The organism is Treponema porcinum, from assembly GCF_900167145.1.
GTDB classification, from domain to species: Bacteria; Spirochaetota; Spirochaetia; order Treponematales; family Treponemataceae; genus Treponema_D; species Treponema_D porcinum.
Genome location: NZ_FUWG01000003.1, coordinates 260,316 through 284,710 on the forward strand (window position 1 = coordinate 260,316; position 24,395 = coordinate 284,710).

Consider the following 24,395-nt stretch of genomic DNA (forward strand, 5'->3'; position numbering starts at 1 on the left):
AAAAAAATGAAAAAAACACCATCCGTTATTTCATCATATAAAAAACCGCTTTTTGTAATATCGGCGGTACTCCTCCTTTCGTTTACGGTAACGGTATTCGTCCGCGCATACACCCTGCGCCGCCCTTTGCCACAAGAACCGCTTTCACAAAGCCAAAAACAGTCGCTTGAAGCCGTACTTAATCAGGCGTACCCGGAACGGACGGCTGTCCTGCGCCCTCTTCCATATCCGGTAAATCCGGCAGTTCTTGACGTCAGGGCGCGTTCGGCAATTGCCGTAAACATGCAGAACGGCTGCGTTCTTTACGAAAAAAATGCAGACGAGATTATTCCGCCTGCTTCAATGACAAAACTTTTTGTAATGTACGTTGTCTTTGAAGAAATAAAAAAAGGCACAGTTTCATTAAAAGACACAGTTCCTCTTCCGCCGGAAAGCTGGGCGTGCAATATGCCGCCGCATTCTTCGCTTATGTTCCTTGGGAAAAACCAGATTGTTACGCTTGAGGAACTTCTTACAGGTCTTGCAGTCTGTTCTGGAAACGATGCAGCCTATGCCGTTGCAGATTATATCTGCGGAGAAATGGAAGCGTTTATCGGACGGATGAATGCGGCGGCAGAAAAGCTCGGGCTTACAAAAACGCATTTTGTAGAATCTTCCGGCTACAGTGAAAAAAACACTACTACCTCCCGGGAAATGGCTGCTTTTGCGCGCCATTACGTTGACACCTTCCCGGAAACTCTTTCGCTTTTTCATTCGCGCCTTTCATACACGTATCCGCAGGAACACAACCTTGCGCCAGAAGACAGGGGAAAGCCGCGCGCACAGGATTTTTCGCAGGGAATTCCAGAACACATTACAATGGGAATTTACCAGAAAAATACTAATCCGCTTTTAGGAACGCTCGACGGCTGCAACGGACTTAAGACCGGCTATATTGACGAAAGCGGCTACAATCTTGCGCTTACCATTACGCGCGGTTCAACGTGCATTCTTTCCGTTACAATGGGCGGACCGGGAAATTCCGTGCAGGAAGGAAATGCCGGGCGCATTCACGACGGAACAGAAATTATGGAGTGGGCGTTTGCCGCATTCCGCGAATATGAAAATCCGGCTTTGTTCCGCGAATATTCAGTTCCGCTTGTTTTTGCAAAGGCACAGCGGATAAACCTTGTTCCTGCGTATGCCCCCAAAACGCTGAGCGTTCCCGTAACGGCGGCGCAGAACCCTTCACAGGCGGAAAAAGAAGTTGAAGTTTCCGTTGAACTTCCAGAAAGCATAAAAGGAAGAGTTACCGCCGGTCTGGAATACGGACGCATAACGTACAGCATAAACGGACGCATTCTTCAGACAATTCCGCTTGTAGCAGAACGCACTGAAAAAAAAGCAAACGCCTGGCTGTGCGCCGCAGACTTTTTTGCACAGCTTGCCCTTTTGTTTTAAGACAATTCTGTTTTTTTCTTGCTAAAAGCAGCAAATCTATATAAAATTACTTGTTATGAAAAACGTCTTAGTCGTAGATGCTTCTCCCATATTCAGTGAATTTCTCAAGGACAAATTTTCCGAAGAGAAAATTGAAGTTACTTTCATTCAGGACAAGCTTGATTCTATTCCTAAAATGATTTCAATGCTTCCTGACCTTGTAATTCTTGATATAAACGAAACTGATAATGCGGCGTTCCTGCTGGATTATCTTCAGAAAATAAAAGCAGACCCCAACGCAAGCCGCATTCCGCTCATCGCAACAGGTCCTGTAATGGAACGCAAGGAAATTGCCCTGTTTGCAAAATTCGGAATTCATAAATATTTCATAAAGCCGATTAAATTCGACTTTTTCTTTGACTCAATAGGCACAATTCTAAGAACAGCATTTTCTATGGACACAACGCCGTGCGTCCTTGACATACACTGTAACGGAAACATAATTTTCATTGAAATTGCGCAGGGATTAAACCGCGAAAAACTTTCCCTCCTCCGCTACAAACTGTCAGAAATGATAGAAAAGACCGGTCTTGATGCTCCGAAAGTCGTCATAATGATGACGAACCTTGACCTTACTTTTGTAGACGGGTTGAACATCGAACTTCTTTTGAACAACATTCTTGCAAACCATAAAATACAGAACAAGAACGTAAAAATACTTTCGTTCAGCACGTTCACAAAGGAACTGATTGACGGACACCCGGAATACGCCGGAATAGAAGTAGTAACCGACATTTCCCACGTCCTGAACTCGCTTGTAGACAGTTCTTCAACCGCACACGTTTCTGACCTCATTACGGACAGAATCCTTACGAATAATGATACAGAAGCAGGCGGCGCAATCGAAATGCGATTTTCTACCGATACAAACGCTCCAAGCCGCTCCGAACAGCTTGCAGAAGGCGTAGATCCGTATCTCAAGCACATTGCAATCGTTGACGATGATTCTGTAGTCCTTGACCTTCTGGCAAGTACATTCCGGGCAAAACGATTTCACGTAGACACTTTCAATAACGGTGTAGTATTCCTGGAAGCCGTAACCGAAAAAAAATACGATTTGATTGTCCTTGACATTATGATGCCGGGACTTTCTGGAATTGATACGCTTATGAAACTGAAGGAACTTCCTGAATTCCCGGTAATATTCATTTATTCCCAGGCAATGAAGAAAGAACTGATTATAAAATCACTTTCAATGGGCGCAAAACAGTATTTTGTAAAGCCGCAGAAACCGGAAGTCATACTTAACAAAGCGGTGGAAATGTTCATCGCTCCGGCAAAAAAATAGCATTTACTCAAGAGGTCCCTGATGATTGCGCCGCAAGAAGAAACTGCCGTTTCCATTCCGACAGAACTTATTATGGCGAATGCAGTACACGAAATCCGCACGCCAGTACAGACCATTATAGGAACGCTTGACCTGCTTTCCGAAACGCACCTTGATTCCGAGCAGACCGAATACGTACGGCAGATACGTTTCGGTTCGGACGTGCTTCTTACACTTGTAAACAACATTCTTGACTACTCAAAGCTCAAGTCAAACAAGGTTTCAATAGAATCGGTATCGTTTAACGTAAAAACGCTTGTTGAAAAAACGGTGCGCCTTATAAGTCTTGAGGCTTTCAGGAAAAACCTTGAAGTTGAAACGGACATTGACTATTCGCTTCCAGACCTTGTAAAAGGCGACCCGACACGCATTCAGCAGGTTCTCATAAACCTTCTTAAAAATTCGCTTAAATTCACGGAACGCGGCTACATTCATACAGAACTTTCTGCTTCCGAAGACGGAAAATTTCTTCTGTTTAAGGTAACCGACAGCGGAATAGGCATTGAAAAAGAAAAACGGCGGCACTTGTTCCAGACGTATTTTCAGGGCGATGCGTCAATTTCGCGAAAATACGGCGGTTCCGGACTTGGACTTGCAATCTGCCGGACGCTTGTTACTGCAATGAACGGAACTATATCGTTTGAGCCGAACAAATACGGCGGTTCGTGCTTTTCGTTTACAGTGCCGCTTGTTCCAGAGGCGGAAACTTCTGTTCCGTCCTGTACGCTTCCTGTTCCTTCTTCCGCAAAAATACTCATTGCGGACGCAAGCGTTATGGCATCAAAAAGCCTGGGGAACAAATTAAAATCGCTTGGACTTGAACACATCAGTTTTTCTTCAGACCCGGAAGAAACGCTTATGAAAATGAAATATGCCGCCCGGATGAAAACCCCCTACAACATTGCGTTTATAGACATGCATCTTCCTGTCATAGACGGCTGGCATCTTGCCTCTGAAATAAAAAATGATCCGCAGATTTCCGGAACAAAACTATATCTTCTTGTACCAGAAGGGCAGATGGGAAGTCAGGCAAAAATGAAAACCCTGAACTGGTTTTCCGGCTATCTGTACAAGCCTGTCTACCGAGACAAGCTTGACGAAATGCTGCTTCAAACAAATGAAATACAGCCGGAATATAAAAACGAAGAAACAAAAAACAGGGAAGACGCTCGCATCAGAAAAGAAGAACAGCAGAAAGAGCGCACATTTGCCGCCGGAATGAAAATACTTGCTGCAGACGACCATTCAGTAAACAGAAAAATTCTTGTTGACTTTCTAAAGCGATTTGGTGCAACTGTTTATGAAGCAGAAAACGGCGAACACGTCCTTAAAATCATCAGGAACAATCCAGATATTCAGATAGTCTTTATGGACATCCAGATGCCTGTTCTAAGCGGAATAGAAGCTGCTTCATATCTTCGTAAAAACATCTATAACGGAATAATCATCGCCTGTACGGCAAACAACAGCAAGGACGACTTCATAAAATACCAGAAAGCAGGAATGAACGACATCCTGCACAAACCTTTCAAAAAAGAATCAGTAAAAACAATTCTTGACAAATGGAAGACAGTCCTTATGTTCCCTACGGATACTCAGGCAGCATTCCTTGACTCTAACCATCTTGTAAATGACAAGCTGTGGGATGCAGAAGACTTTGAAGACACTATCGGCAGGGACTGGGATTTAGGAAGACAAATTCTACTTGATTTTATAGATCAGACAACTGCGCTTATCAAGGATGCAAAAAAATACATAGAAACAGAAAACTTTGAACAACTTGACCTGATTGCACACACGTTAAAAGGAAGTTCTGCAGCAATTTCTGCAAACAAACTGTTTAAAATCGGGGAGAACCTTAATAAATCAGTTAAGGCGCAAAATCTTGATGAAATAAAAATTGACCTTGATTATTTTGAAAAACTGTTTGAAATTTTCATTCTGTCCACAGGAAAGTGGCGGCATTTAAAATAAAACAGCCGGAACAAAGAGGACACAATATGATTAAAACAAATTACCACACGCACACAACTTACTGCGACGGCGTAAACACCGCAGAAGAAATGATACAGACTGCAATTGAAAAACATTTTTCAATTCTTGGCTTTTCAAGCCACAGCATTTACCCCTTCGCATCTGACTGGCACATTGCCCCTCGCGAAACGGAAGCGTATACAGAAGAAATCCGTTCACTTGCAGAAAAATACCGCAGTAAAATTACCGTTCTCTGCGGATTTGAAGCAGACTACATTCCAGGACTTTCAGTTCCGTCTAAAAAACAGTACGAAAAGTTCAGACCGGACTATTTAATCGGTTCTGTGCATTATCTTGTAACTAAAAAAGGCAATTTTACGGTAGACGAAAGCGCAGAAGGCGTAAAAAACGGGGTGGATGTTTTTTTCAAGGGAAATGCACGCAAAGCCGTCTGCGAATATTTTTATGCACAGCGGGAAATGCTGCTGCACGGAGATTTTGAAATCTGGGGACACCCTGACCTTTTCAGAAAACGCAACGGCATTCTGAAACTTTTTAATGAATCGGAAAGCTGGTATCGTTCTGAACTTAAGGCGACTGCGCGTGCCGCAAAAAAAGCAGGCGTAATTGCGGAAATAAACACCGGCGCAATTTCACGCGGTGCAATGGACGATGTATATCCGTCTCAGGAATTCCTGCGCCTGCTTGCAGATCAGAATGTTCCTGTTACCGTAAGCAGCGATGCGCATAATGCAGAAAGCCTTGACTGCGCCTTTGAGCGCGCATATTCATCGGCAAAAAAAGCAGGCTACACCGAAACAGCATATCTCGATGAAGCCTGTACAATTCGTTTTCAAAAACTGTAGTTTTCCCTGAAATATAATTTTTTAAACTAACGGCGTTTTCTTTCTTCGGCACTTGCACAGTTTATGCACATGAGCGCATACGGCAGTGCTTCAAGACGAGCCTGCGGTATTTCTTTTCCGCAGCCGATGCAGATTCCGTATTTATTCAGACGTATTCGTTCAAGCGCGCCGTCTATCTGACGAAGCAGCTGTGCATCCTGAGCGCCAAGTGAATCCAGAATAGTACGGTCAACGGCATCTGATGCAACATCTGCTTCATCGCCGGATTCTACAGGTTTTACCAAATTTTTCATATCTGCCGACTGACCGGCAAGGGATGCCAGAATCGTTGATCTTTGAGCCGTCAACTGTTCTTTTACATCAGCTATGAATTTATCATCCATGGTCGTTCTCCCTATTGTCAACAAACCTCTCCTTGTTGACAACTTTTTTTATTTTGTACATACTAATATAAGAACAAATCGTTAAAAAAACAACTTTTTTCGACAAAAAAGTAAAATCTTCACTCTTGTTTGAGGTCTTGCACCTTGGAGGAATCGTGGCTAAAGAAGAAGCTATAGAAGTTGAAGGCATTGTAAAAGAAGCACTGCCAAACACAATGTTCCGCATTGAATTACAGAACGGTCATATCATTATGGCTCATCTTTCAGGAAAAATGCGGAAGCACTACATCAGAATCGTACCAGGTGACAGCGTAAAAGTTGCCCTTTCACCGTACGATTTAGACCGCGGACGAATTATTTTCCGCCAGCGTTAAAATGCAGCAGATCCCGGAGCGACTTTACCGCCCCGGAGATTCCTGTTCCTATAATACCAAGACATACAAGCGGTCCGAACGGCAGAAGCCACCAGAACGCCTTGAACAGAATAAATCCCACAAATGTCTGAAGTATCCTTATAAGAAACGATCCAAACAAATCCATTCTTGTAACAGGCTCTTTTTCATATCTGTTTGTATATGAAGAGTCATAGAACGAATTTTCATACTCATTCTGATTTTGTGAAGTGCCGTTCCTGAACCACTGCCAGAAGTCTTCTTCTGAACCAAACGGACTCTGCTGATATCCGCCTGAGCGCGTTCCGCTATATTCGTTCTGCGCACCGCTGTAAGAACCGTATCTGTCATATTCGGCACGTTTTCTGTCGTCACTCAGGACGGCATACGCCTCGCTTATTTCCTTAAACCTTTCTTCTGCAACTTTGTCGTCCGGGTTTCTGTCCGGATGATATTTAAATGCAAGATTGCGGTATGCTTTTTTTATTTCATCTGCCGTAGCAGTCTTTTGAATGCCCAAGGATTCGTAATAATCTTTCAAACTATTCCACCTGATAGTATGTTCTGCGTTACATATAAAAAATAATAAAAAATTGAATTAGTTACAACTAAAACGGCACTAAAAATCCGCTAGCGGAACAGGTTATTTTTTAGTATAACCCAGGTAGCGCCTTTTCCGCCGCCGGATGCATCAGGGTGACCGGATGTTCCAAGACGCTTGTCTGACTCAATGAATTTGCGCACCATTTCGCCAAGCACAGGATCAGAGCCGTTGGAATGAATGCCTTTGCCGTGCACAATCAGTATTTTTTTAAGGCGGCGCATTTCACATTCCGTTACAAAAGCTTCAAGACGTTCCCACGCCTCATCGCGCTTAAGTCCGTGAAGGTCAATGCGTGCTTCCGGGCGCATCCGCACAAGCTCGGAACGGTCTGCGTATTTAGTGCGCTCTTCTTCCTGCTCCATCAGCGCATCCTTATCAACAGTTCCGTAGCGGCGAAGCCACAGTTCCTGCGGATTTATTTTCTTTTCGCGTTCTGCAACAAAATCAAAGCCTTTTTTCTGCTGCGCCCTCGCTTTTTCTTCCGCATCGGGTGCATTCGCCTTTTTATGCGAAACCTGATTTTTTCCGCTTTCCTTCTGCTTTTTTACAGCATTTTTCTGCTGTTCGTCCCACTTTGCAAGAATATCACCAAAATCCATTTTATCTCACCTTATACTGATGACAGTATCCTCCAAAATCCATCCGCCGGAAGTTCCGACGCGAACATACACCCAGCCGCCGGCACGCTGTTCGATTTTTACAAGACGGCCGCTTTCAATTGACTTGACAGCATCAACAGTTTCTTCCGGCACGGCACGTATACCGCCGCCGGTAAATATTCCAGAATCGGAAGAGAGCCGCACTGCGGAAATAATCATCATTACAAAACAGGATATTCCAAGCGTTGAAATAATGATGATTGCAGGAATTTTCTTTATCATTACTGCCATTCCTAAAAAAACGGCAAATATTATCGTAAGGCAAATCAGCGTATTGCGGACAAAATACGTCGGCTCGTTTTCTGCGTTGCGAATGCCGCACTGCCGCTCAAAGGCAATTCTCTCCTTGCGCGCTTCGCCGAACGGCAATTCATTGCGCTCTTTTTCGCGAAGGGTAGCAATCGTGCGGCAGTCATCCGGCGAAACAGCCTGTTTTACGGAAACGGCGGACTTTTCCGGTAATTTGGTAAACGCATAGGCAAAAAAAGTTTCTTCGACGGAAGAATCATTTTCATCTGCTACAGGAGGAACAATCTGCACGTAAGAATCCGGCATAGAAAGTTCCACCCTGCTTCCGTTGTATGAAGTTGCCGTAAGTGAAATCTCCGGAAGGGCAGCATTTCCAGTAACAAGCGGCTGCCACTCAAAACGCGCAACAGGTATTTTTTCCTCAGAAAATTCGGAATTCCTTAACATTCCCTTTGTAATCTCGTAGCGTTCAAGTTCCGTAAAAAGCGCGTTTTTCGGAATGTTCCAGTAGAAAGACACAAGCTGAACGGCGTACTGAAGGTATACCGTAAAATAGAGCGGAGTTCCTGCCTGGGAAGAAAACACAGCCTTTACATTCTGCCGGGAATTTTTCTGGCGGATAAGCTCCGTCCCATTATCAAATTCCACAACAAGCTGCGGAAGCATATTGCGCGGATTTTCATAAATCGTAATCGGCTTGAAAGGGATATTATAGAATTTTCCGTTAATCGTAACACGAAGAAAACGAAGCCTGTACGTTCCTGCATCAGGGAAAGTAAGCCACAGTTCGATTTTTGTGCCGGAAGTTTCGTCTGCATAATCAGAGCGGCGAAGCGACACAAAACTTACTCCTGAAGGAAGATCAGGAATTGCTGCCATTACGCTGTCTGCCTTGACATACGGAATTTTAAGCTGAAATCCGCATTCTTCGCCACAGTAATTTTTTTCGGAAACAGGCTCAACATCAAGTTCTTTAATTATACTGTACGTAAGTTTCTGTGCTCCCTGCGCATAAAGCACGGTGCAAAGCAGGAACAGGATAAACGGTATTTTTTTTACTGCACAAATCATATAAAACATCCTTGATTTTCCGGCAAAACTAGTAGTCCGCAGCAGACGAAACTGTTTCTGTCTGAGCAGAATTTTTCCACTGATTTCTGTCATTTTCTTTTATGCGTTGAAAAATGCTTGTTTCCATTGTATCCGTTTCCTGAGATTCAGAAACTTCCGTCAACATATTTTCACGAATCCTTGCATCCTTTTCTGCCTTTGTCATTGAAAGTTCAAGATTGATTTTAGCATTCATTTTCTTTCCGTCGATTTTAAGCGCATTTATAAAACATTCCGTCGCCCTGTCGTAGTCACCTTCTTTATAGGCGATTATTCCGCGGTTATACCAGGACGCATAGCGGATGTCAGAGGGCGCAGAATCAGGTATACTGGAAAAACGCGTTTCGGCGGCATCATTTTCGTTCTGCATAAGATACGTGGCCGCAAGATCATACACCGCATACGGTTCCGTAATTTCATCGCCGGAAGAGGCGGCATCGAATGCCACCTGAAGAAATCCTGCAACGGCGGAATTGTATTTATGCTGATACCAGCACCAGGAACTTGAAAGAATGGTACCGGCATTTTGAACTGTATTCTCTGCGCAGGAAGTAAGGATAAAAGACGCTGCAACAAGCGAAACTGCCGCCGTTTTTCTGAACGCAGAAGCAATTTTTTCCGGGTCAATTTCCGTAACGATAAAGCCGAGTGCAAAGAACATAACGGCAAGCCCAAGGAACAACTGATAGCGCTGAACAGGCTTTACTTCATACGAAACAAAATTATTTTCAAAATCGTCGCCGTCGTTTCCTGCGGAAGTTCCGCCTGTTTTTTCTATGTAATCAAGCAGGGTAAGGGCAGAACCGGCTTCAGTCGCATCAACATAGCGAACCAGAACTGTATCTCCCTTTGTCCTTTTGTTTTTTGTCATTACGTTTTCGCAAATCCGCTTCATTTTTTCCGAGCGGAGTGCCGTATAGACAGACGTTTTTCCGTCGCCTGCAAGAATGCGGCTTTCGCTTTCCGAACCGAAACCGATTATGTACGCAGGAACGCCTTTTCTAAGGCATTCACCAAGAGCACCTTCAAGCTGACCGTCCGTTTCATCACCGTCCGTGAACACCCAGATTGCATTGGCATTCCCCGACGTTTCCGGGAATGATTTAAGGGCTGTTCTTACGCCTTTTCCCAGACTTGTGCCGGATGCGCTCATAAGTTCAGGGGAAATTGCCGTTAGAAGCGAATCTATAACCGCCCTGTCTTCCGTAAGCGGAACGACAGTTACGCCCTCGCCTTTTGCAAGAACAACGGAAACTGAAGAGGACGGAATATGCGAAAGAAGCATTGAAGCGTAGCTTGAAGCTGCCTGAAGCCGCGTAAGTCCGCCTGCCGCGTCTGCGGCATTCATACTGTAGGAAATGTCAAACACAAAACAGACGGAAGAACCGTTTTTCTGCACAGGCTCAAGGTACGTTCCCCAGGAAATGCCAGAACAGGCAAGAACAAGCATAATCCAGGCAAGGCTCCGGAACACAAGGCGGCTTGTCATCATAACAGAAAAATGGCGCATTCTTCCCATTTCCGCAGAAGAATCTTTCATCAGCCTGAAAAAACCCGCCTTTTTTACAATTTTCCGGCACTGCATTACAGAAACAATAACTGCCGGAATAAGAAACAGAAGCAGATACAGCGCATTAGGACGCTGGCAAGTAATGTCAATGTTCATCATACAGGCTCCTGAAGGTAAAGCCGCCTTATCACCCAGCTGGCGATAAAGCATATACAGGCAGCAAGAAGCAGATTTTCATACAGTTCTACTCCCGTTGTCTTTGAATGATAGCTCTGCACCGTGCTTTCGTTCCTTGATATTACAGAAAGCGCAAGCGACAAATCTGTCAGCGAACGGACTTCAAAACAGCGTCCGCCGCCTGCAAGCGAAATCTGCCGGAGCGAAGCAGTATCAAAAGTGGAATTCAGATAACCGGAATAATTTTTTCCGGTCTTAGGGTCAATATAATCAATCGGAACAGAGCCTTCCGTACCAATTCCAAGCGTATAGATGGTAATATTGTTCCGCGCGGCAAGTTCGGCGGCTGTTTCCGGGTGGATTGCGCCTGCGTTGTTTTCGCCGTCAGTAACAAGCACGATGCATTTTTTTGGCGCGGACGAAGAAGAAAGATGATATACGGCGGTACAAAGACCTGTGCCAAGAGCCGTTCCGTCACCCAGAGAACCGATTTGAATTTCATTAAGGCGATTTACAAAAAGCGGATGGTCAACGGTAGGCGGAACGATTACGGCGGCTTCTCCTGCCATAGTTACAAGTCCGAACGATGCGCCGGAATTTTCCGAAACAAGTTTCTGAACTGCCTGTTTTGCAGCGTCAATGCGCCTGTTTCCGGCAATATCACGCGCCGCCATAGAAGGACTTACGTCAAGCACAAACATAATGTCAGTTCCGCGCGATGTATATACCCTTTCCTGCTTATAGCGCACCGGTTCGGCAAGAGCAAGCACTACAAGAACAAATCCGATGCAGACAAAAACAGTTGAAATCATAGAAAAAATGCGGCGGCGCTTTACGTCCCACTCAAACGTTTTTCCGCCCCAGTCAGAAATGGTGGAAAAAAGCGTAAGGCGCGTTAAAACACCGGCCTTTCTGAGAATATATAAAAGCGGAATAATAAAAAGCAGCAGGAATGCCGCAGGATTATGAAAATCAGGCATCTTCATCTCCCGTAACAGTTACTTTCGGTTCAGGACTTTCAAAAGTCTGAATGACAGTGCGCGCCTTCTCCGTAAATTCGCTGCGTTCGTTCTGCCTGAACGCGGCAGAATACTGCTCTGCCGGAAGACGGCGAGAATCTGCCGAGCCGGCGGCAAAACGTATGTAATCGGCACGGCGGAACAGTCCTTCAAGAAGTTCAGCCTGCGCCATCTTTACATCACTCATAAAGCCGCCTGTTGCTTCTTCAAGAGAAGCAGAAATAAGGGAGGAAGTACACGCATTGAAAGAACTGCCGAAGCGCACGGAAAGATAGCCGCGCATAATCGTCTGGAACACGGCGCAGAATTCTTCATCAGAAAACTGCGCGCCTTTTTTTTCAAGACGCCTGAGGCTCTTGAGGGCACGCCGCGCATTCTTCGCATAATTTTTGAGCGTCATATAGGCGCGCACTGCCGCAGCAACATCGGAATATGAGACGGCGGCTTTTGCAAGAAGGATGAGCAGCACGATGCAGAGAAAAATAACTGCATACACAACGTACATCGTTCCCGGAATAAGAAGCGGCGGAACGGACGGACGAAGCTGCGTATCATCACCGTCAGGAAGAACCGAAGCAACTTCAAACGGCTGTGGATTTATTTCAACTGGAACAGCCGCACTTCCGTAAAGAACGGAAAGCAGATCGAACGGCGGAATGTCTACAATTCCCGTACGCCAGGGAATAAACGTCAGAATTACCGTATAAAAATCGCCGTTTCGCTGAAGCGACGCTTTTTCAATAGAAAATTCCCTGTTGTCAATCTGAAACGGAAATGCCGCAACAGGAAGCACAAGCTCGTCAGAAGCCGTATCGCCGTTAAAAAAATCAATTGAACTGCGGAACGTATACCGAAGTTCCGCAGTATCACCGACATACAGCCTCTTTGGAAAAACAAGCTGTGAAATGTCGGACTGCGAAAAAAGACAGGCACACGCACCGAATATAACAAGCGGAACAAAAAAAGCCTTTTTCAGTTTCATCAGCATATTCACCGTCCTGTCCGCCCTTTCGTTGCAAAAAAGCGCGAAAGCATCCTTATGCAGTCTTCTTCCGTAGAAATCGAAACAAATCCTGCACCGTTACGAATGCAAAAATCATTCAGCCGCTCCGTGCGGTACCTGAAATTTTCGCGCCACGCAGACTTAAACGATGCGTTGTTCGTTGCCATAACAACGCGTTTTCCGGTTTCAACGTCGGTAAACGGAACGGCGCCTATCTCAGGAAGTTCAATTTCTGAAGGATCTGTAATGCGGATGGCGGCAACGTCATTTTTCTGTGCAAGAAGCTTGAACGGCTCTTCCCAGCCGCTGCTCCTGAAATCAGAAATAATGAACACAAGTGAATGTTTGCGGAGCATTTTTACAGCGCCGGCAATCGCATTTCCAAGAACAGAGCCGTTGGCACGGCATTCAGCCTCGTCAAGCCGGGAAAGAAGCAGCATTGTCTGAGTTCGCCCCGATTCCGGCACACAGGAAAAATGAATTTCGCCGTCAAAAAATACTGCGCCGACAGGACTGTCATTTATTTCTGCGGCAACAGCAAGAGCCGCCGCCGTTTCTGCGGCAGCCTCGTATTTTACGCGACCTTTTGAACCGGTGAACATAGAGGCGGAACGGTCTACAATGAGAAACATCTGAAGTTCGCGCTCTTCTTCAAACAGCTTTACGAACGGCCTTCCCATACGCGCAGTAACGTTCCAGTCAATCGATCTTACGTCGTCGCCGCGAAGATACTCGCGCACGCCGCTGAATTCAATTCCCTGACCGCGATACAGCGACTTAAATCCGCCGGACTTCAGGCTGTCTGCAAGAACGCCCGAAGAAATCCTTAGGACTGAGGCTTTTTTTGATAATGACTCATACGAACCTGAAAGTAACTTCTGCATAGCCGACGCGATTACGGAACAGGAACATAGTCTAGGATTTTGGAAATAATATCGTCCGCGCAGATGCCGTTTGCAGCCGCTTCGTACGAAAGAACAAGCCTGTGCCGTAGAACCTGATGTGCAACCGTCTTAACGTCCTCAGGAAGCACGAACGAACGTCCTGCCATAAGGGAAGCGGCACGCGCGCACTGGAGCATAGCAATTCCTGCGCGCGGAGAAGCGCCTACGGTAATGTAACGCGTAATGTCGTGTTCGCTCTGCTTTTTTTCAGACGGACGCGTAACGGAAATAATCTGTACTATATATTCAACAATTTTATCGCTGCAAACAACAGATTCTGCAAGGCGGCGGAAATTCCGTATGTCACCGGCACTTAAAACCTGATTTACAGCAGTTTTTACAGCATTTCCGGCAGTCTTTACGATTTTTACTTCATCTTCGCCGGACGGATAGGAAACAACAAGCTTCATTAAGAAACGGTCAAGTTCCGCCTCAGGCAGATTGTACGTTCCTTCCTGCTCGATAGGATTTTGCGTTGCAAGGACAAAGAACGGCTCAGGAAGGCGGAACGTTTCGTCGCCGATAGTAACCTGTTTTTCTTCCATAGCCTCAAGCATTGCAGACTGAACTTTTGCCGGCGCACGGTTTACTTCATCTGCAAGAACGACATTCGTAAACACAGGCCCTTTCCGCACGGAAAAAGAACCTTTGTTCTGCTCGTAGATGAGCGTTCCGCTTATGTCAGCAGGAAGCAAATCAGGCGTAAACTGAATTCGCTTGAATTCAAGCCCGGAGATTTCACAGAAAGTCCTTACGGCAAGCGTTTTTGCAAGACCCGGCACGCCTTCAAGAAGAACGTGTCCGCCTGCAATAAAAGCCGTCATAATTCCGTCTATAAGCACTTCCTGACCAACAAGCCGCTTTTTTGCTTCGTCGCGGCACTTCTGAACCAAAACACGGCAGGAGTCAAGCTCCGCTGCATTTATGTCATTTTTTTCCATTTTTCAAGTTCCTTTTTGCATAAATATACAATTTTTTACTATTTTCAATTGACAATAAACATTCAAATCAGAATAATTTACTTTATCATGTTACACCCTTTAGCACAAGAATTAAACGAATCTCTTAAAGGAACAGTTGCAGAAGCACTGTTCTCTGATGTAGGACGGCGTATTTATTTTCCGAAAGGAATTATAGCACAGGGCGGAGAAGCAAAGAAATTTGCAACCGTCGCAAACGGTACAATCGGAACGACCGTTATAAACGGAACGCCTGCAATTCTTCCGTCAGTACAAAAATGCGCCCCGGATATGACTTCACGGGAACTTGTTGCCTATGCACCGACGGCAGGACTTCCAGAAATACGCGAAGCCTGGAAAGAAAAACAGATTAAGAAAAATCCGTCTTTAAAAAATAAAACGACTTCCCTTCCGGCAGTAGTTCCGGGACTTACGGCAGGTCTTTCATACATAATGGACTTGTTCGTAGATGCAGAAAAGCCTATGCTCGCACCTGACCCGTCGTGGGATAACTACGTTCTTATTGCAGAGGCACGGCGCGGTGCTGAATTCCACCAGTTCCCGATGTTCAGGAACGGTTCGTTCAACATTGCAGGGCTTGAAGAAGCCGTAAAAAAAGAAGCCGCTGCCTGCGGTTCTGTCCGCCTTATACTGAATTTTCCGCAAAATCCGTCCGGATACAGCCCTACTTCCGCAGAAGTAAAGGAACTGTGCAGGATATTGAAGGAAACTGCTGAAACAGGCGCAAAAATCCTTGTCATAAGCGATGATGCGTATTTCGGACTGAACTACGAAGATGACATTGAAAAAGAATCTCTGTTTGCGCATATCTGCGACCTGCACGAGAACGTTCTTGCTGTAAAGGCAGACGGTCCTACAAAAGAAGATTTTGCCTGGGGATTCCGCTGCGGATTCCTCACGTTCGGCTGTAAGGGCTGGACGGAAGAACAGTACGATGCGCTCGTAAAAAAACTGATGGGCATTATCCGCTCTTCCGTTTCCTGCGCCGCAACGCCGTCCCAGAGTATGCTCCTTAAATCGTTTAAAGACCCTGCAAATGATGAAGAAAAGCTGCAGCTCAGAAAAGTGCTTGAAGGACGCTACAAGGCAGTACGCACGTTCGTTAATACTCACAAAAGCACAGCGCTTGAGGCACTTCCGTTCAATTCCGGCTACTTTATGAGTTTCCGCACAATCGGAATTGACGCAGAGGAACTTCGCGTAAAACTTCTGAATGAAAAAGGAGTAGGTACAATTTCAATCAACTCTGAAACGCTCCGCGTAGCCTTCTCAAGCATTGATGAAGACAAGATTGAAACGGTATACTCACTTATATATCAGACCGCAGAGGAATTAAAACGTGGCTAAAAAGGCTTTTTCACTGACATTTGCCGCAGCATTATTGTTCGCCGCACTGTGTACCGGCTGTTCCGCAAAACAGGAGCGGCGGATTGTAATATGGACGAGCAGCAGTGAATTTGCCCCGTATATCGAACTTTTTAACGAAACGCACCGTCAGAAAGCAGTCCTTGTCTACAAGGAAAATCCGGCCGTATCAATGCCGCCCGAAAACGGCGAACAGGAACCGGACATAGTTATAGGTCCGTGGCTAAGAAACGCCAGGACAAAGCATTTTTTTAAACCAATAGATTTTCTTTTTGACAGAAAATACATATCATCAAAAGATTTTTACCCGATGCTTCTTGAGGCAGGCGTTTTTTCCAGACAGCAGTATCTTCTTCCTGTAAGCTTTAACATTCCTGCAATGATTTTCTCGCAGGAAAACAAGGAATTCGTTGAGGACAACTACACAATCAGCCTTGACCAGATAAAAAAAGCAGGAACAGCCTACAACAAGAAAGACAAGAACGGCTCGTTTACGAGAATAGGATTTGCGCCCCAAAGCAGTGATAAATTCCTGTATCTTACAGCCAAAATACGCGGCGCAGATTTCCGGGAAGCAAAAAACGCTACGTTCACATGGAACGAATCTTCCCTTGCCGGAACAATCGACTATCTTTCAAAATGGATTTCCGAAACAAACGGTTCTGTAAGGACGGAAAACGATTTTGTATACAAATACCTTTCAGAAACGGACGACAAGCGCGTTACTTCAGGACGCACGCTGTTTGCCTATATGACAAGCGACCAGCTTTTCAAATTATCAGAAAGCCAGCGCTCAAAAATAGACTTCAGATGGATTCAGAATGATAAAAAAATTCCCGTAGAGGACTCAATGATTATGATGGGAATTTCACGGAATGCCGCAAACAAGGCAGGAGCAGCTGACTTCATCTCCTGGTTCTTCAAGACGGAAACTCAGCAGGCACTTCTTGAACGAAGCGCGTCTATGCACCTTGGAACGACAAAATTCGGCATTGCAGACGGTTTTTCCGCAATAAAAGAAGTAAACGAATCAATACTTCCTGGCTATTATACGGCACTTCTTTCCAACATTCCGCAGCCCGGTTCATTCAAAGTTTACGAGAAAAAACCGGCGCGCTGGGAAAAAATAAAGCAGAACATAATCATTCCGTATATAAAAGAATCGCTTGCCTCTGACCAGACAAAACGAATACCGTCAATAAACGAACGCTACACCGAATGGAAAAAACAGCGGTTCAACTAAAGAAAAAAGGCGGATATGTTCCGCCTTTTTTATGCCTTATCTTCGTGCGCTTATTCTGCGCGACACAAAAGTTCCTGCAAACTGAATAAGCTCTACCATAAGAAGAATTACGACAACCGCAATCGCCATAACTTCAGGGCGGAAACGCTGGTAACCGTAGCGGATAGCTAAATCACCAAGTCCGCCACCGCCAAGCGCTCCTGCCATAGCGGAATAGCCGATTAAATTGATTACCGTAAGCGTAACGCCGTCTACAAGAGAAGGCATTGCCTCCGGGAGAAGCACCTTAAGAATAATCTGCATTGTTGTAGAACCCATTGCGCGCGCCGCCTGAATTACGCCCAAATCAACTTCCTTGAGGGCAGTTTCAATAACGCGCGCAACGAACGGTGCTGCCGCAATTGAAAGAGGAACAATAGTCGCCGCAGTTCCGATTGACGTACCTACAATAAGGCGCGAAAGCGGAAAAAGCAGCACCATAAGGATGATGAACGGAAAGGAGCGGAGCGCATTTACGATACGCGTAAGAACCTGATACAAAACGCGGCGCGGTTTTATTCCGCTCTGAGGATCGCTTATGCACAGAAGAATTCCAAGCGGAAGCCCCAGCATAACGCTGAACAGCGTAGAAAGAGAAACCATCTGAAGAGTCTGCAAAGTAGACTCAAGCACTAAATTTATGATTTTATTGAAGTCCGTCATATTTACCGTTCCCCTGTTTTTTTCTCGACGATAACGCCGCGTTCATTAAGATATGAAAGCGCCTTCTGCACTTCTTCCTCAGAACCGGAAATGTCTGCAATAAGAGTTCCTATGCTGGTGTCAGTCAGTTTCTGCACTCCGCCTGCACGGATATTAAAATCAACGCTGTATTTTTTTGCCATTTCGCTTAAAACCGGCTCGCCTGTAAGAGAACCCTTAAAGCGAAGGATAAACTCGCCGCCGTCATTCGACCAGCGGAGCAAATCCGCCTGTTCCTGCTGCTGAGAATGGGAAATAGTCGAAAGAAAATCTTTTGTAACGGCAGACTTCGGATAAAGGAAAATGTCGTTTACAGTTCCCTGCTCCACCACCATACCGTCATTCAGAACGGCAACAAGAGAACAGGCATCGCGCACAACTTCCATCTGATGCGTAATCATAACGACAGTCAGATTCATCTGCGCCTGTATCCTGCGTATCAGGTCAAGAATTGACTTTGTAGTCTGCGGATCAAGGGCACTCGTCGCCTCGTCACAGAACAGAACGTCCGGTTTTGTAGAAAGTGCACGGGCAATTGCGATGCGCTGCTTCTGTCCGCCAGAAAGCGTACTCACCGGTGCGTTTTTTCTGTCAGAAAGACCGACAACTTCAAGCATTTCTTCCACACGTATGTCAATTTCTTTTTTTGATATTCCGCATATCTCCATTGGATAGGCAATGTTCTGTCCGGCAGTTCGGGATGAAAACAAATTGAAATTCTGAAAAATCATTCCAAGCCGGCGCCGGCGAATACGCAGTTCTTTTTCAGAAAGATTGTCAACGCGTTCGCCGTCGTACAGGATTGTTCCAGAATCAGGACGTTCAAGAAGACTTACAAGACGGACAAGTGATGATTTTCCTGCACCGCTTTTTCCGATAATTCCGAATATTCCGTTTGACGGAATTTCAAGAGTCACGCCTTTTACGGCTGTAATTTCAGGCGAACCTTTGCCGCCCGAATATTTTTTTACAAGGGAATTTAACGTTATTTTCATAAAACTACTTCAATACGGAATTTACCAGATTTTGAAAATCATTGTCTATCGGAACGCCGTCTGTATCAAGATTTTCCGCGATTTGATATACTCCGTCATCTCCTTCAACGATGGCTTCATAAGATAAATCCGTTACGTGATTGTTGTTCGCGCCAAAAGCAGTCATCATAAACGGACGGGTTTCGCCCTCCGATAAAAATTCAAGGTCGGAAACATCGTCTTCCTGCAAGGTGACTTTGTTTTCTTCAGGCGCAGGAACGGATGTATTTTCAGAATTGCCCAATGAAGATGCGGAAAAAAGTTCGTCACCCGGATAAAAGATTTCAAAACCATCTGCAAGGCTCATATCAGGATTGCTTTCCTGCTCTACGGCAGGATCGCTGAATTCAAGCGGTTCTGAATCAATGATTCCGTACTTTTGCGCGGTATTCATTGCATTGACATTTTCAAGAGTTTTCTGACCTTCCTCGAAATTGTCATTTGTAAGCACGCTTTTTATAGCATTGAGCTTTTCGTCTGCGTCAAAGAACGGACTAGATGCAAATTCAAACAAATCATCAGTTTTTCCGAAAATCGCAGTACCAAATGATTCAGAAGTCTCGTCTATTTCATCTTCCGAAACCTCAACCGATTTTACACCGCCAGTTGCTTCCAAATCGTCAGCCGGTTCTACGCCGTCAGCTTCTTCCAAGTCTTCAACTGATTCTTCGCCATCAGCCTCTTCCAAGTCTTCAACTGGTTCTGCGCCGTCAGCTTCTTCCAAATCGTCAACCGGTTCTACGCCGTCAGTATCTTCCAAGTCCTCAACCGGTTCTGCGCCATCAGCTTCTTCCAAATCTTCTACCGGTTCTACGCCGTCAGCTTCTTCCAAGTCTTCAACTGGTTCTGCGCCGTCAGCTTCTTCCAAATCGTCAACCGGTTCTACGCCGTCAGTATCTTCCAAGTCCTCAACCGGTTCTGCGCCATCAGCTTCTTCCAAATCTTCTACCGGTTCTACGCCGTCAGCTTCTTCCAAGTCTTCAACTGGTTCTGCGCCGTCAGCTTCTTCCAAACCGTCAGCTGGTTCTACACCGTCAGCTTCTTCCAAACCGTCAACTGATTCTTCGCCATCAGCCTCTTCCAAGTCTTCAACTGGTTCTGCGCCGTCAGCTTCTTCCAAGTCTTCAGCCGGTTCTACACTGTCAGCTTCTTCCAAACCGTCAACTGATTCTATGCCATCAGCTTCTTCCAAATCTTCTACCGGTTCTACGGCGTCGACTTCTTCCAAGTCATCTACCGGTTCTACACCGTCAGCTTCTTCCAAATCGTCAGCCGGTTCTACGACGTCAGCTTCTTCCAAGTCTTCAACTGATTCTTCGCCATCAGCCTCTTCCAAATCTTCTACCGGTTCTACGGCGTCGACTTCTTCCAAACCGTCAACTGGTTCTACGCCATCAGCTTCTTCCAAATCGTCAACTGGTTCTACGCCGTCAGCTTCTTCCAAGTCTTCAACTGGTTCTGCGCCGTCAGCTTCTTCCAAACCGTCAGCTGGTTCTACACCATCAGCTTCTTCCAAATCGTCAACCGGTTCTACGCCGTCAGCTTCTTCCAAACCGTCAGCTGGTTCTACACCGTCAGCTTCTTCCAAATCTTCTACCGGTTCTACACTGTCAGCTTCTTCCAAATCGTCAACTGGTTCTGCGCCGTCAACTTCTTCCAAACCGTCAACTGGTTCTACGCCATCAGCTTCTTCCAAGTCTTCAACTGATTCTTCGCCATCAGCCTCTTCCAAATCTTCTACCGATTCTACGGCGTCGACTTCTTCCAAGTCATCTACCGGTTCTACACCGCCAGTTGCTTCCAAATCGTCAACTGGTTCTACGACGTCAGCTTCTTCCAAGCCGTCAACAGGTTCTACGCCGTCAGCTTCTTCCAAGCCGTCAGCCGGTTCTACGACGTCAGCTTCTTCCAAGTCCTCAGCCGGTTCTACGGCGTCTACATCTTCCAAATCTTCAACCGGTTCTGGTTCTGCAACTTTTGCCGGTACTGTCTGCACGAACTGATTTCTTACGGTTACAGGGGTTGCCGAAAGCAGTTCTTCAAGCATACGCCTGATTTCTGACATATCAAAGGACGGCTGCTGCTTTTTTTCGGCGGAGAGCATATCAATAATTTCAGACCAGCTTTTTTCAAGTATCGTATCAAGTTCAGCCGAATGTCTTTTTCCCCGCCGCCCGAGACTTTTCTTTATTCTGACCGAAACATCGCTCTTTTTCGCCTCGATAATTCCGGCAATCTCGGCACGCTCAAGGTTCTTGTCAAAATATTCACTTAAAAGCTCAAACTGAACGCGCTTAATCCTGTCGCGGATAATCACATCATCGTCTTTTTTGAAATTGAAGAGAATTAAAAAGAAAAGGCAGACGCTGATGAATGCGCTTACAAGAATAAGGATTTTTACATAGCCAGGCAAAAGAACAGAATCTGAACTAAAAAGAATGCTGAAAAACGGCGCAGAAGTGCTCCTATTCGTAAAAACCGTATAGTTTACCGTACGGTCATCAAAAACAAACTGAATTCCATCTGTCTGAATTCCGTCGGTATCAACCTGCCCGTTTTTCCATATTTTCAAAAGTTCTGCATCAGCAGCTCCGCGAATATCATTTTCAAGCCCCAGAATAAAACCGCCTGTCATACAGTCTGCGGAAGAAACCAGCGGAATGTCCTGATTTACCGAAATAATTTTTTTCTCAATAAGAGTGTTTATAAAACCACGAGTACCGACGTAAAAAAGAACGCAAAACCTGCTTCCGTTATTTTCAAGAGGGAAAGAATAGACAATCCGCTGATTCTGTCCGTCAATTCCAATGCGGTACGGATGCGTTTCTTCGCCGGAAAAGCAGGAAAGGTTTTCAAACGGAATTTCAGGGGTTCCGAAAAGAGTTTTAAGTTCCTGATAATTAGAATAAATGCGCCTTTCGGCATCAAGCCTGTAGTCGTTTCTGAACGAACTGAAATGAACGCGGCGCCCGGAAGCATCTACCACGCGTATTCCCTCAAGTCCCCTGTGCGCCTCAGAAAGAACGGCAAGCCGGTGCAGAACTTCATCAGACGGAGATACAGACAGGAAAGTCAGGACGCTTTCATCATTTAAAAAACCGCCGTTATCAGAGCCGAACGCCGCTAAAAGAGAAGAAAAATATTGGTTGCCGGCAGATGCCACTTCATTAAGCTCAGAACGGAACTGCTGAACCTGCGCCGGCTCATAGAACCGTTTTTCTATTGGAGAAAACAGTCCGGATAAAGACGCAATTGCAATTACGGTAAAAGCAATAAATGTAAGCAGCAGACTCAGCGCTGTTTTTAGGCCCGATTTCACAAAATCCTCATATAAAAAAGATAAATGATTATAGCATTCTGTAATATTATCGGCATAAAGAACAGAGGTTTTACAGGAAAAATACAGGTATTATGAAAAAATTTCTCCGTTAAAAATTATACGGTCAGAAGGAACTCTGGAATTCAATTCCAAGATATTCATTATTAAAGTCAAACCAGGTAAGGTTTTCAAGAGAGGACGGAAAGGACGGAGAAGAAACAGCCTGCGGCTCCCACCAAAATACGCCCGAACCGCCGGAAGAACACACCCTGCGGCACAGTTCATTTAAATAACGCTGCTGTCCTTCCCTTGAAGCAGGAAATCCCAGAATAAGCTGTTCTTCAAGCCCCACAAGATTGTTTTCATTATCATTCCAGTCCAAAGTCCACGGATAAGAAGTTTCTGCAATGCAGATTTCCTTGTCAAACTGTTTTTTAAGATTCTGAACAGTATCTGAAACAATCGAAAAATCCGTGCCCGTAAAAAACGAATAGTAAGAAAGACCTATAACGTCATAGTCAATGCAGTATTTTTCCGCCTGCGAATACCACCACACGACGCGCTGAATGTCTTTATCGCAAGGAATATGAAGCATTATTTTTACGGACGGACAGAAATTCCGAACTGCCGTAACTGCCGTACCTAGAAGAGCCATAAAATCAGAACAGTCGCCGCCTTCCTTTATTTTTCCATAAGGCCAGAGCATTCCATTTGAAATTTCGTTTCCAGTCTGAACCATATCAGGAATGCAGTCTGCCTGCGAAAATGCAGAAAGAACTGACTCTGTATATGACGACACTGCTTCGTTCAGCCGGTCAAAAGAATATGTTTCCCATTCCGCAGGGAGTGATTGACTGGAAGGATCTGCCCAGCTGTCAGAATAATGAATGTCAAGAAGAAGCTTAAAACCAGAAACCTTTGCGCGCCGGGCAACAGAAATCGTTTTTTCCAGATTATTCCACCCGTTCGAAGGCGTATGCCACAGGCGCAGGCGAATCCAGTTCACACCGGCTTCTTTTAAAATATCAAAAAGTTCCGCCTCTTTTCCGTTACTGTAAAACTGAACGCCGCTCTGTTCCTGGCGGTAAAAATACGAAATGTCCGCGCCCCTGTATTCAAGAATGGAGTCGGAACGAACGTCAGAAGACTTGCAGGCAGACAAAATGCCGAGAAATAAAAAAATGAAAGCGGATTTGATTTTCATACATACAGTATACTGCAAAAAGTTCCCGGAAGAAACTGCGCAGATTAAAAAGATTAAATTTCTTCAAATGGCGGTATGTATGATGTTTTCCGCTTTTCCGCGTAAGAAACTTCCGGCCTGATTTAGTCCTCTTTCCTGCCGAATGCAATCCAGCGTCCGTCTATGTCTTCAATTACGAATTCCCTGTTTTTGTAGTCGGTCATAGAAAGAGGTCTTGCTATCTTTACTCTGTTTCTGCGCAGCTGTTTTTCAAGTTCTTCCATTTCACTGGTGTATAGATACGCATCGTAGCCGTAACCGTAAAGTTCCCTGTTCGTAAATACCCGGTCTGTATTTGCTTTAAGCAGAATAATCTCTGTCTTATCCCTGTACAGGCAGATATGAGGTTCCTCGCACTCCACATATCCCACAGCACGGAAGCCAAGGCTGTCTGTATAAAACCGTGCCGTTTTTAGTATGTCAGGAACGGGAAAAATACAGCTCCTATGATATTTGTCAATAGCAAGGAACTCCTGATTCCATAATTTTACGATGCTTTTGATAAAGCTTCAACTGCAAGTTGTGATATTGAAGTTGAAGGTCTGTTTTCATATGATGTTCCTGTCTTCAGCAACGTGTACATCAACTCTGCAAGTTTTCTTGCTACAGCCACAATTGCAATTTTTTTTCCTTTGCTTTGAACCTGCGTCATATATAGATATTTTTCCCTTAATGCTCCGCTTCCTTTTGACCTTACATGTGACCATGCCGCCAGTATAAGGAGAGAGCGTAAGTTTCTGTTCCCGCATTTTGTTATATGACCAAGCCTGCAAA

The 24,395-nt window shown here is 45.2% G+C and carries 22 protein-coding genes; 7 read left to right on the forward strand and 15 right to left on the reverse strand.

What is annotated here, in order from left to right:
* Positions 1-6: 6 nt before the first annotated feature.
* The 4 genes from B5D55_RS02825 to B5D55_RS02840 are packed head-to-tail and all read left to right on the forward strand — an operon-like array spanning position 7 to position 5,646.
* Complete coding sequence (locus B5D55_RS02825) at positions 7-1,440, forward strand: D-alanyl-D-alanine carboxypeptidase family protein (protein ID WP_078932478.1); 1,434 nt, start codon at positions 7-9, stop codon at positions 1,438-1,440.
* Positions 1,441-1,495: 55 nt separating this feature from the next.
* The gene (locus B5D55_RS02830; protein WP_078932479.1) at positions 1,496-2,767 is read left to right on the forward strand and encodes a response regulator; all 1,272 of its coding nucleotides are present in this window, start codon (positions 1,496-1,498) and stop codon (positions 2,765-2,767) included.
* Positions 2,768-2,788: 21 nt separating this feature from the next.
* Positions 2,789-4,780 carry a response regulator gene (locus tag B5D55_RS02835; protein WP_078932480.1) on the forward strand — a complete coding sequence of 664 codons (1,992 nt, stop codon included), beginning with the start codon at positions 2,789-2,791 and terminating at the stop codon, positions 4,778-4,780.
* A gap of 26 nt (positions 4,781-4,806) precedes the next feature.
* Positions 4,807-5,646 carry a histidinol-phosphatase gene (locus tag B5D55_RS02840; RefSeq protein WP_234975363.1) on the forward strand — a complete coding sequence of 280 codons (840 nt, stop codon included), beginning with the start codon at positions 4,807-4,809 and terminating at the stop codon, positions 5,644-5,646.
* A 26-nt stretch (positions 5,647-5,672) separates the two neighbouring features.
* Here the strand turns inward: B5D55_RS02840 and B5D55_RS02845 are convergent, their stop codons facing one another.
* Positions 5,673-6,029 (reverse strand): TraR/DksA family transcriptional regulator, encoded by a 357-nt coding sequence (locus B5D55_RS02845; protein WP_078932481.1) that lies wholly within the window; start codon positions 6,027-6,029, stop codon positions 5,673-5,675.
* A 155-nt stretch (positions 6,030-6,184) separates the two neighbouring features.
* On the opposite strand from B5D55_RS02845, the gene infA reads away from it, so the two are divergent.
* A complete protein-coding gene (gene infA, locus B5D55_RS02850) occupies positions 6,185-6,403 on the forward strand; it encodes a translation initiation factor IF-1 (RefSeq protein WP_078932482.1) in 219 nt (72 codons plus the stop codon).
* Here infA and B5D55_RS12030 read toward each other — a convergent pair.
* From B5D55_RS12030 to B5D55_RS02890, 8 genes are all read right to left on the reverse strand, one after another.
* Positions 6,384-6,962, reverse strand: coding sequence for a DnaJ domain-containing protein (locus B5D55_RS12030; RefSeq protein WP_078932483.1), 579 nt, complete (start codon positions 6,960-6,962; stop codon positions 6,384-6,386). The two genes, infA and B5D55_RS12030, sit on opposite strands and share 20 nt — an antisense overlap.
* A gap of 89 nt (positions 6,963-7,051) precedes the next feature.
* Positions 7,052-7,624 carry a Smr/MutS family protein gene (locus tag B5D55_RS02860; protein WP_078932484.1) on the reverse strand — a complete coding sequence of 191 codons (573 nt, stop codon included), beginning with the start codon at positions 7,622-7,624 and terminating at the stop codon, positions 7,052-7,054.
* 6 nt (positions 7,625-7,630) lie between these two features.
* Positions 7,631-9,004, reverse strand: coding sequence for a hypothetical protein (locus B5D55_RS02865; RefSeq protein WP_143593165.1), 1,374 nt, complete (start codon positions 9,002-9,004; stop codon positions 7,631-7,633).
* Between the two features lie 28 nt (positions 9,005-9,032).
* Positions 9,033-10,712 carry a vWA domain-containing protein gene (locus tag B5D55_RS02870; protein ID WP_159446139.1) on the reverse strand — a complete coding sequence of 560 codons (1,680 nt, stop codon included), beginning with the start codon at positions 10,710-10,712 and terminating at the stop codon, positions 9,033-9,035.
* Positions 10,709-11,710: a VWA domain-containing protein gene (locus B5D55_RS02875; RefSeq protein ID WP_078932487.1), complete on the reverse strand. Its 1,002-nt coding sequence runs from the start codon at positions 11,708-11,710 to the stop codon at positions 10,709-10,711. Before B5D55_RS02875 ends, B5D55_RS02870 begins: the two co-directional genes overlap by 4 nt.
* Positions 11,703-12,737, reverse strand: coding sequence for a hypothetical protein (locus B5D55_RS02880; RefSeq protein ID WP_078932488.1), 1,035 nt, complete (start codon positions 12,735-12,737; stop codon positions 11,703-11,705). The genes B5D55_RS02875 and B5D55_RS02880 overlap by 8 nt, the downstream gene beginning before the upstream one ends.
* Before the next feature lie 2 nt (positions 12,738-12,739).
* Positions 12,740-13,636, reverse strand: a complete 897-nt coding sequence (locus tag B5D55_RS02885) for a DUF58 domain-containing protein (protein WP_078932489.1) — start codon at positions 13,634-13,636, stop codon at positions 12,740-12,742.
* Between the two features lie 11 nt (positions 13,637-13,647).
* Positions 13,648-14,637 (reverse strand): AAA family ATPase, encoded by a 990-nt coding sequence (locus B5D55_RS02890; RefSeq protein WP_078932490.1) that lies wholly within the window; start codon positions 14,635-14,637, stop codon positions 13,648-13,650.
* Positions 14,638-14,724: 87 nt separating this feature from the next.
* On the opposite strand from B5D55_RS02890, the gene B5D55_RS02895 reads away from it, so the two are divergent.
* Positions 14,725-16,023: an aminotransferase class I/II-fold pyridoxal phosphate-dependent enzyme gene (locus B5D55_RS02895; protein WP_078932491.1), complete on the forward strand. Its 1,299-nt coding sequence runs from the start codon at positions 14,725-14,727 to the stop codon at positions 16,021-16,023.
* The gene (locus B5D55_RS02900; protein WP_078932492.1) at positions 16,016-17,284 is read left to right on the forward strand and encodes a type 2 periplasmic-binding domain-containing protein; all 1,269 of its coding nucleotides are present in this window, start codon (positions 16,016-16,018) and stop codon (positions 17,282-17,284) included. Before B5D55_RS02895 ends, B5D55_RS02900 begins: the two co-directional genes overlap by 8 nt.
* 36 nt (positions 17,285-17,320) lie before the next feature.
* On the opposite strand, the gene B5D55_RS02905 is transcribed toward B5D55_RS02900, so the two are convergent.
* From B5D55_RS02905 to B5D55_RS11405, 6 genes are all read right to left on the reverse strand, one after another.
* Positions 17,321-17,986, reverse strand: coding sequence for a methionine ABC transporter permease (locus B5D55_RS02905; RefSeq protein WP_078932493.1), 666 nt, complete (start codon positions 17,984-17,986; stop codon positions 17,321-17,323).
* 2 nt (positions 17,987-17,988) lie between these two features.
* Entirely contained in the window at positions 17,989-19,020 is a 1,032-nt protein-coding gene (locus B5D55_RS02910; RefSeq protein WP_078932494.1) for a methionine ABC transporter ATP-binding protein, read from the reverse strand.
* Between the two features lie 4 nt (positions 19,021-19,024).
* Entirely contained in the window at positions 19,025-22,378 is a 3,354-nt protein-coding gene (locus B5D55_RS02915; RefSeq protein WP_078932495.1) for a midas domain-containing protein, read from the reverse strand.
* 124 nt (positions 22,379-22,502) lie between these two features.
* On the reverse strand, positions 22,503-23,582 hold the full coding sequence (locus B5D55_RS02920; protein ID WP_078932496.1) for a glycoside hydrolase family 53 protein: 1,080 nt from the start codon (positions 23,580-23,582) through the stop codon (positions 22,503-22,505).
* A 122-nt stretch (positions 23,583-23,704) separates the two neighbouring features.
* Positions 23,705-24,124 carry a VOC family protein gene (locus B5D55_RS02925; RefSeq protein ID WP_327198816.1) on the reverse strand — a complete coding sequence of 140 codons (420 nt, stop codon included), beginning with the start codon at positions 24,122-24,124 and terminating at the stop codon, positions 23,705-23,707.
* The coding region (locus B5D55_RS11405) for a transposase (RefSeq protein WP_143593166.1) at positions 24,109-24,395 on the reverse strand (287 nt) is incomplete at its 5' end. The genes B5D55_RS11405 and B5D55_RS02925, both read right to left, overlap by 16 nt.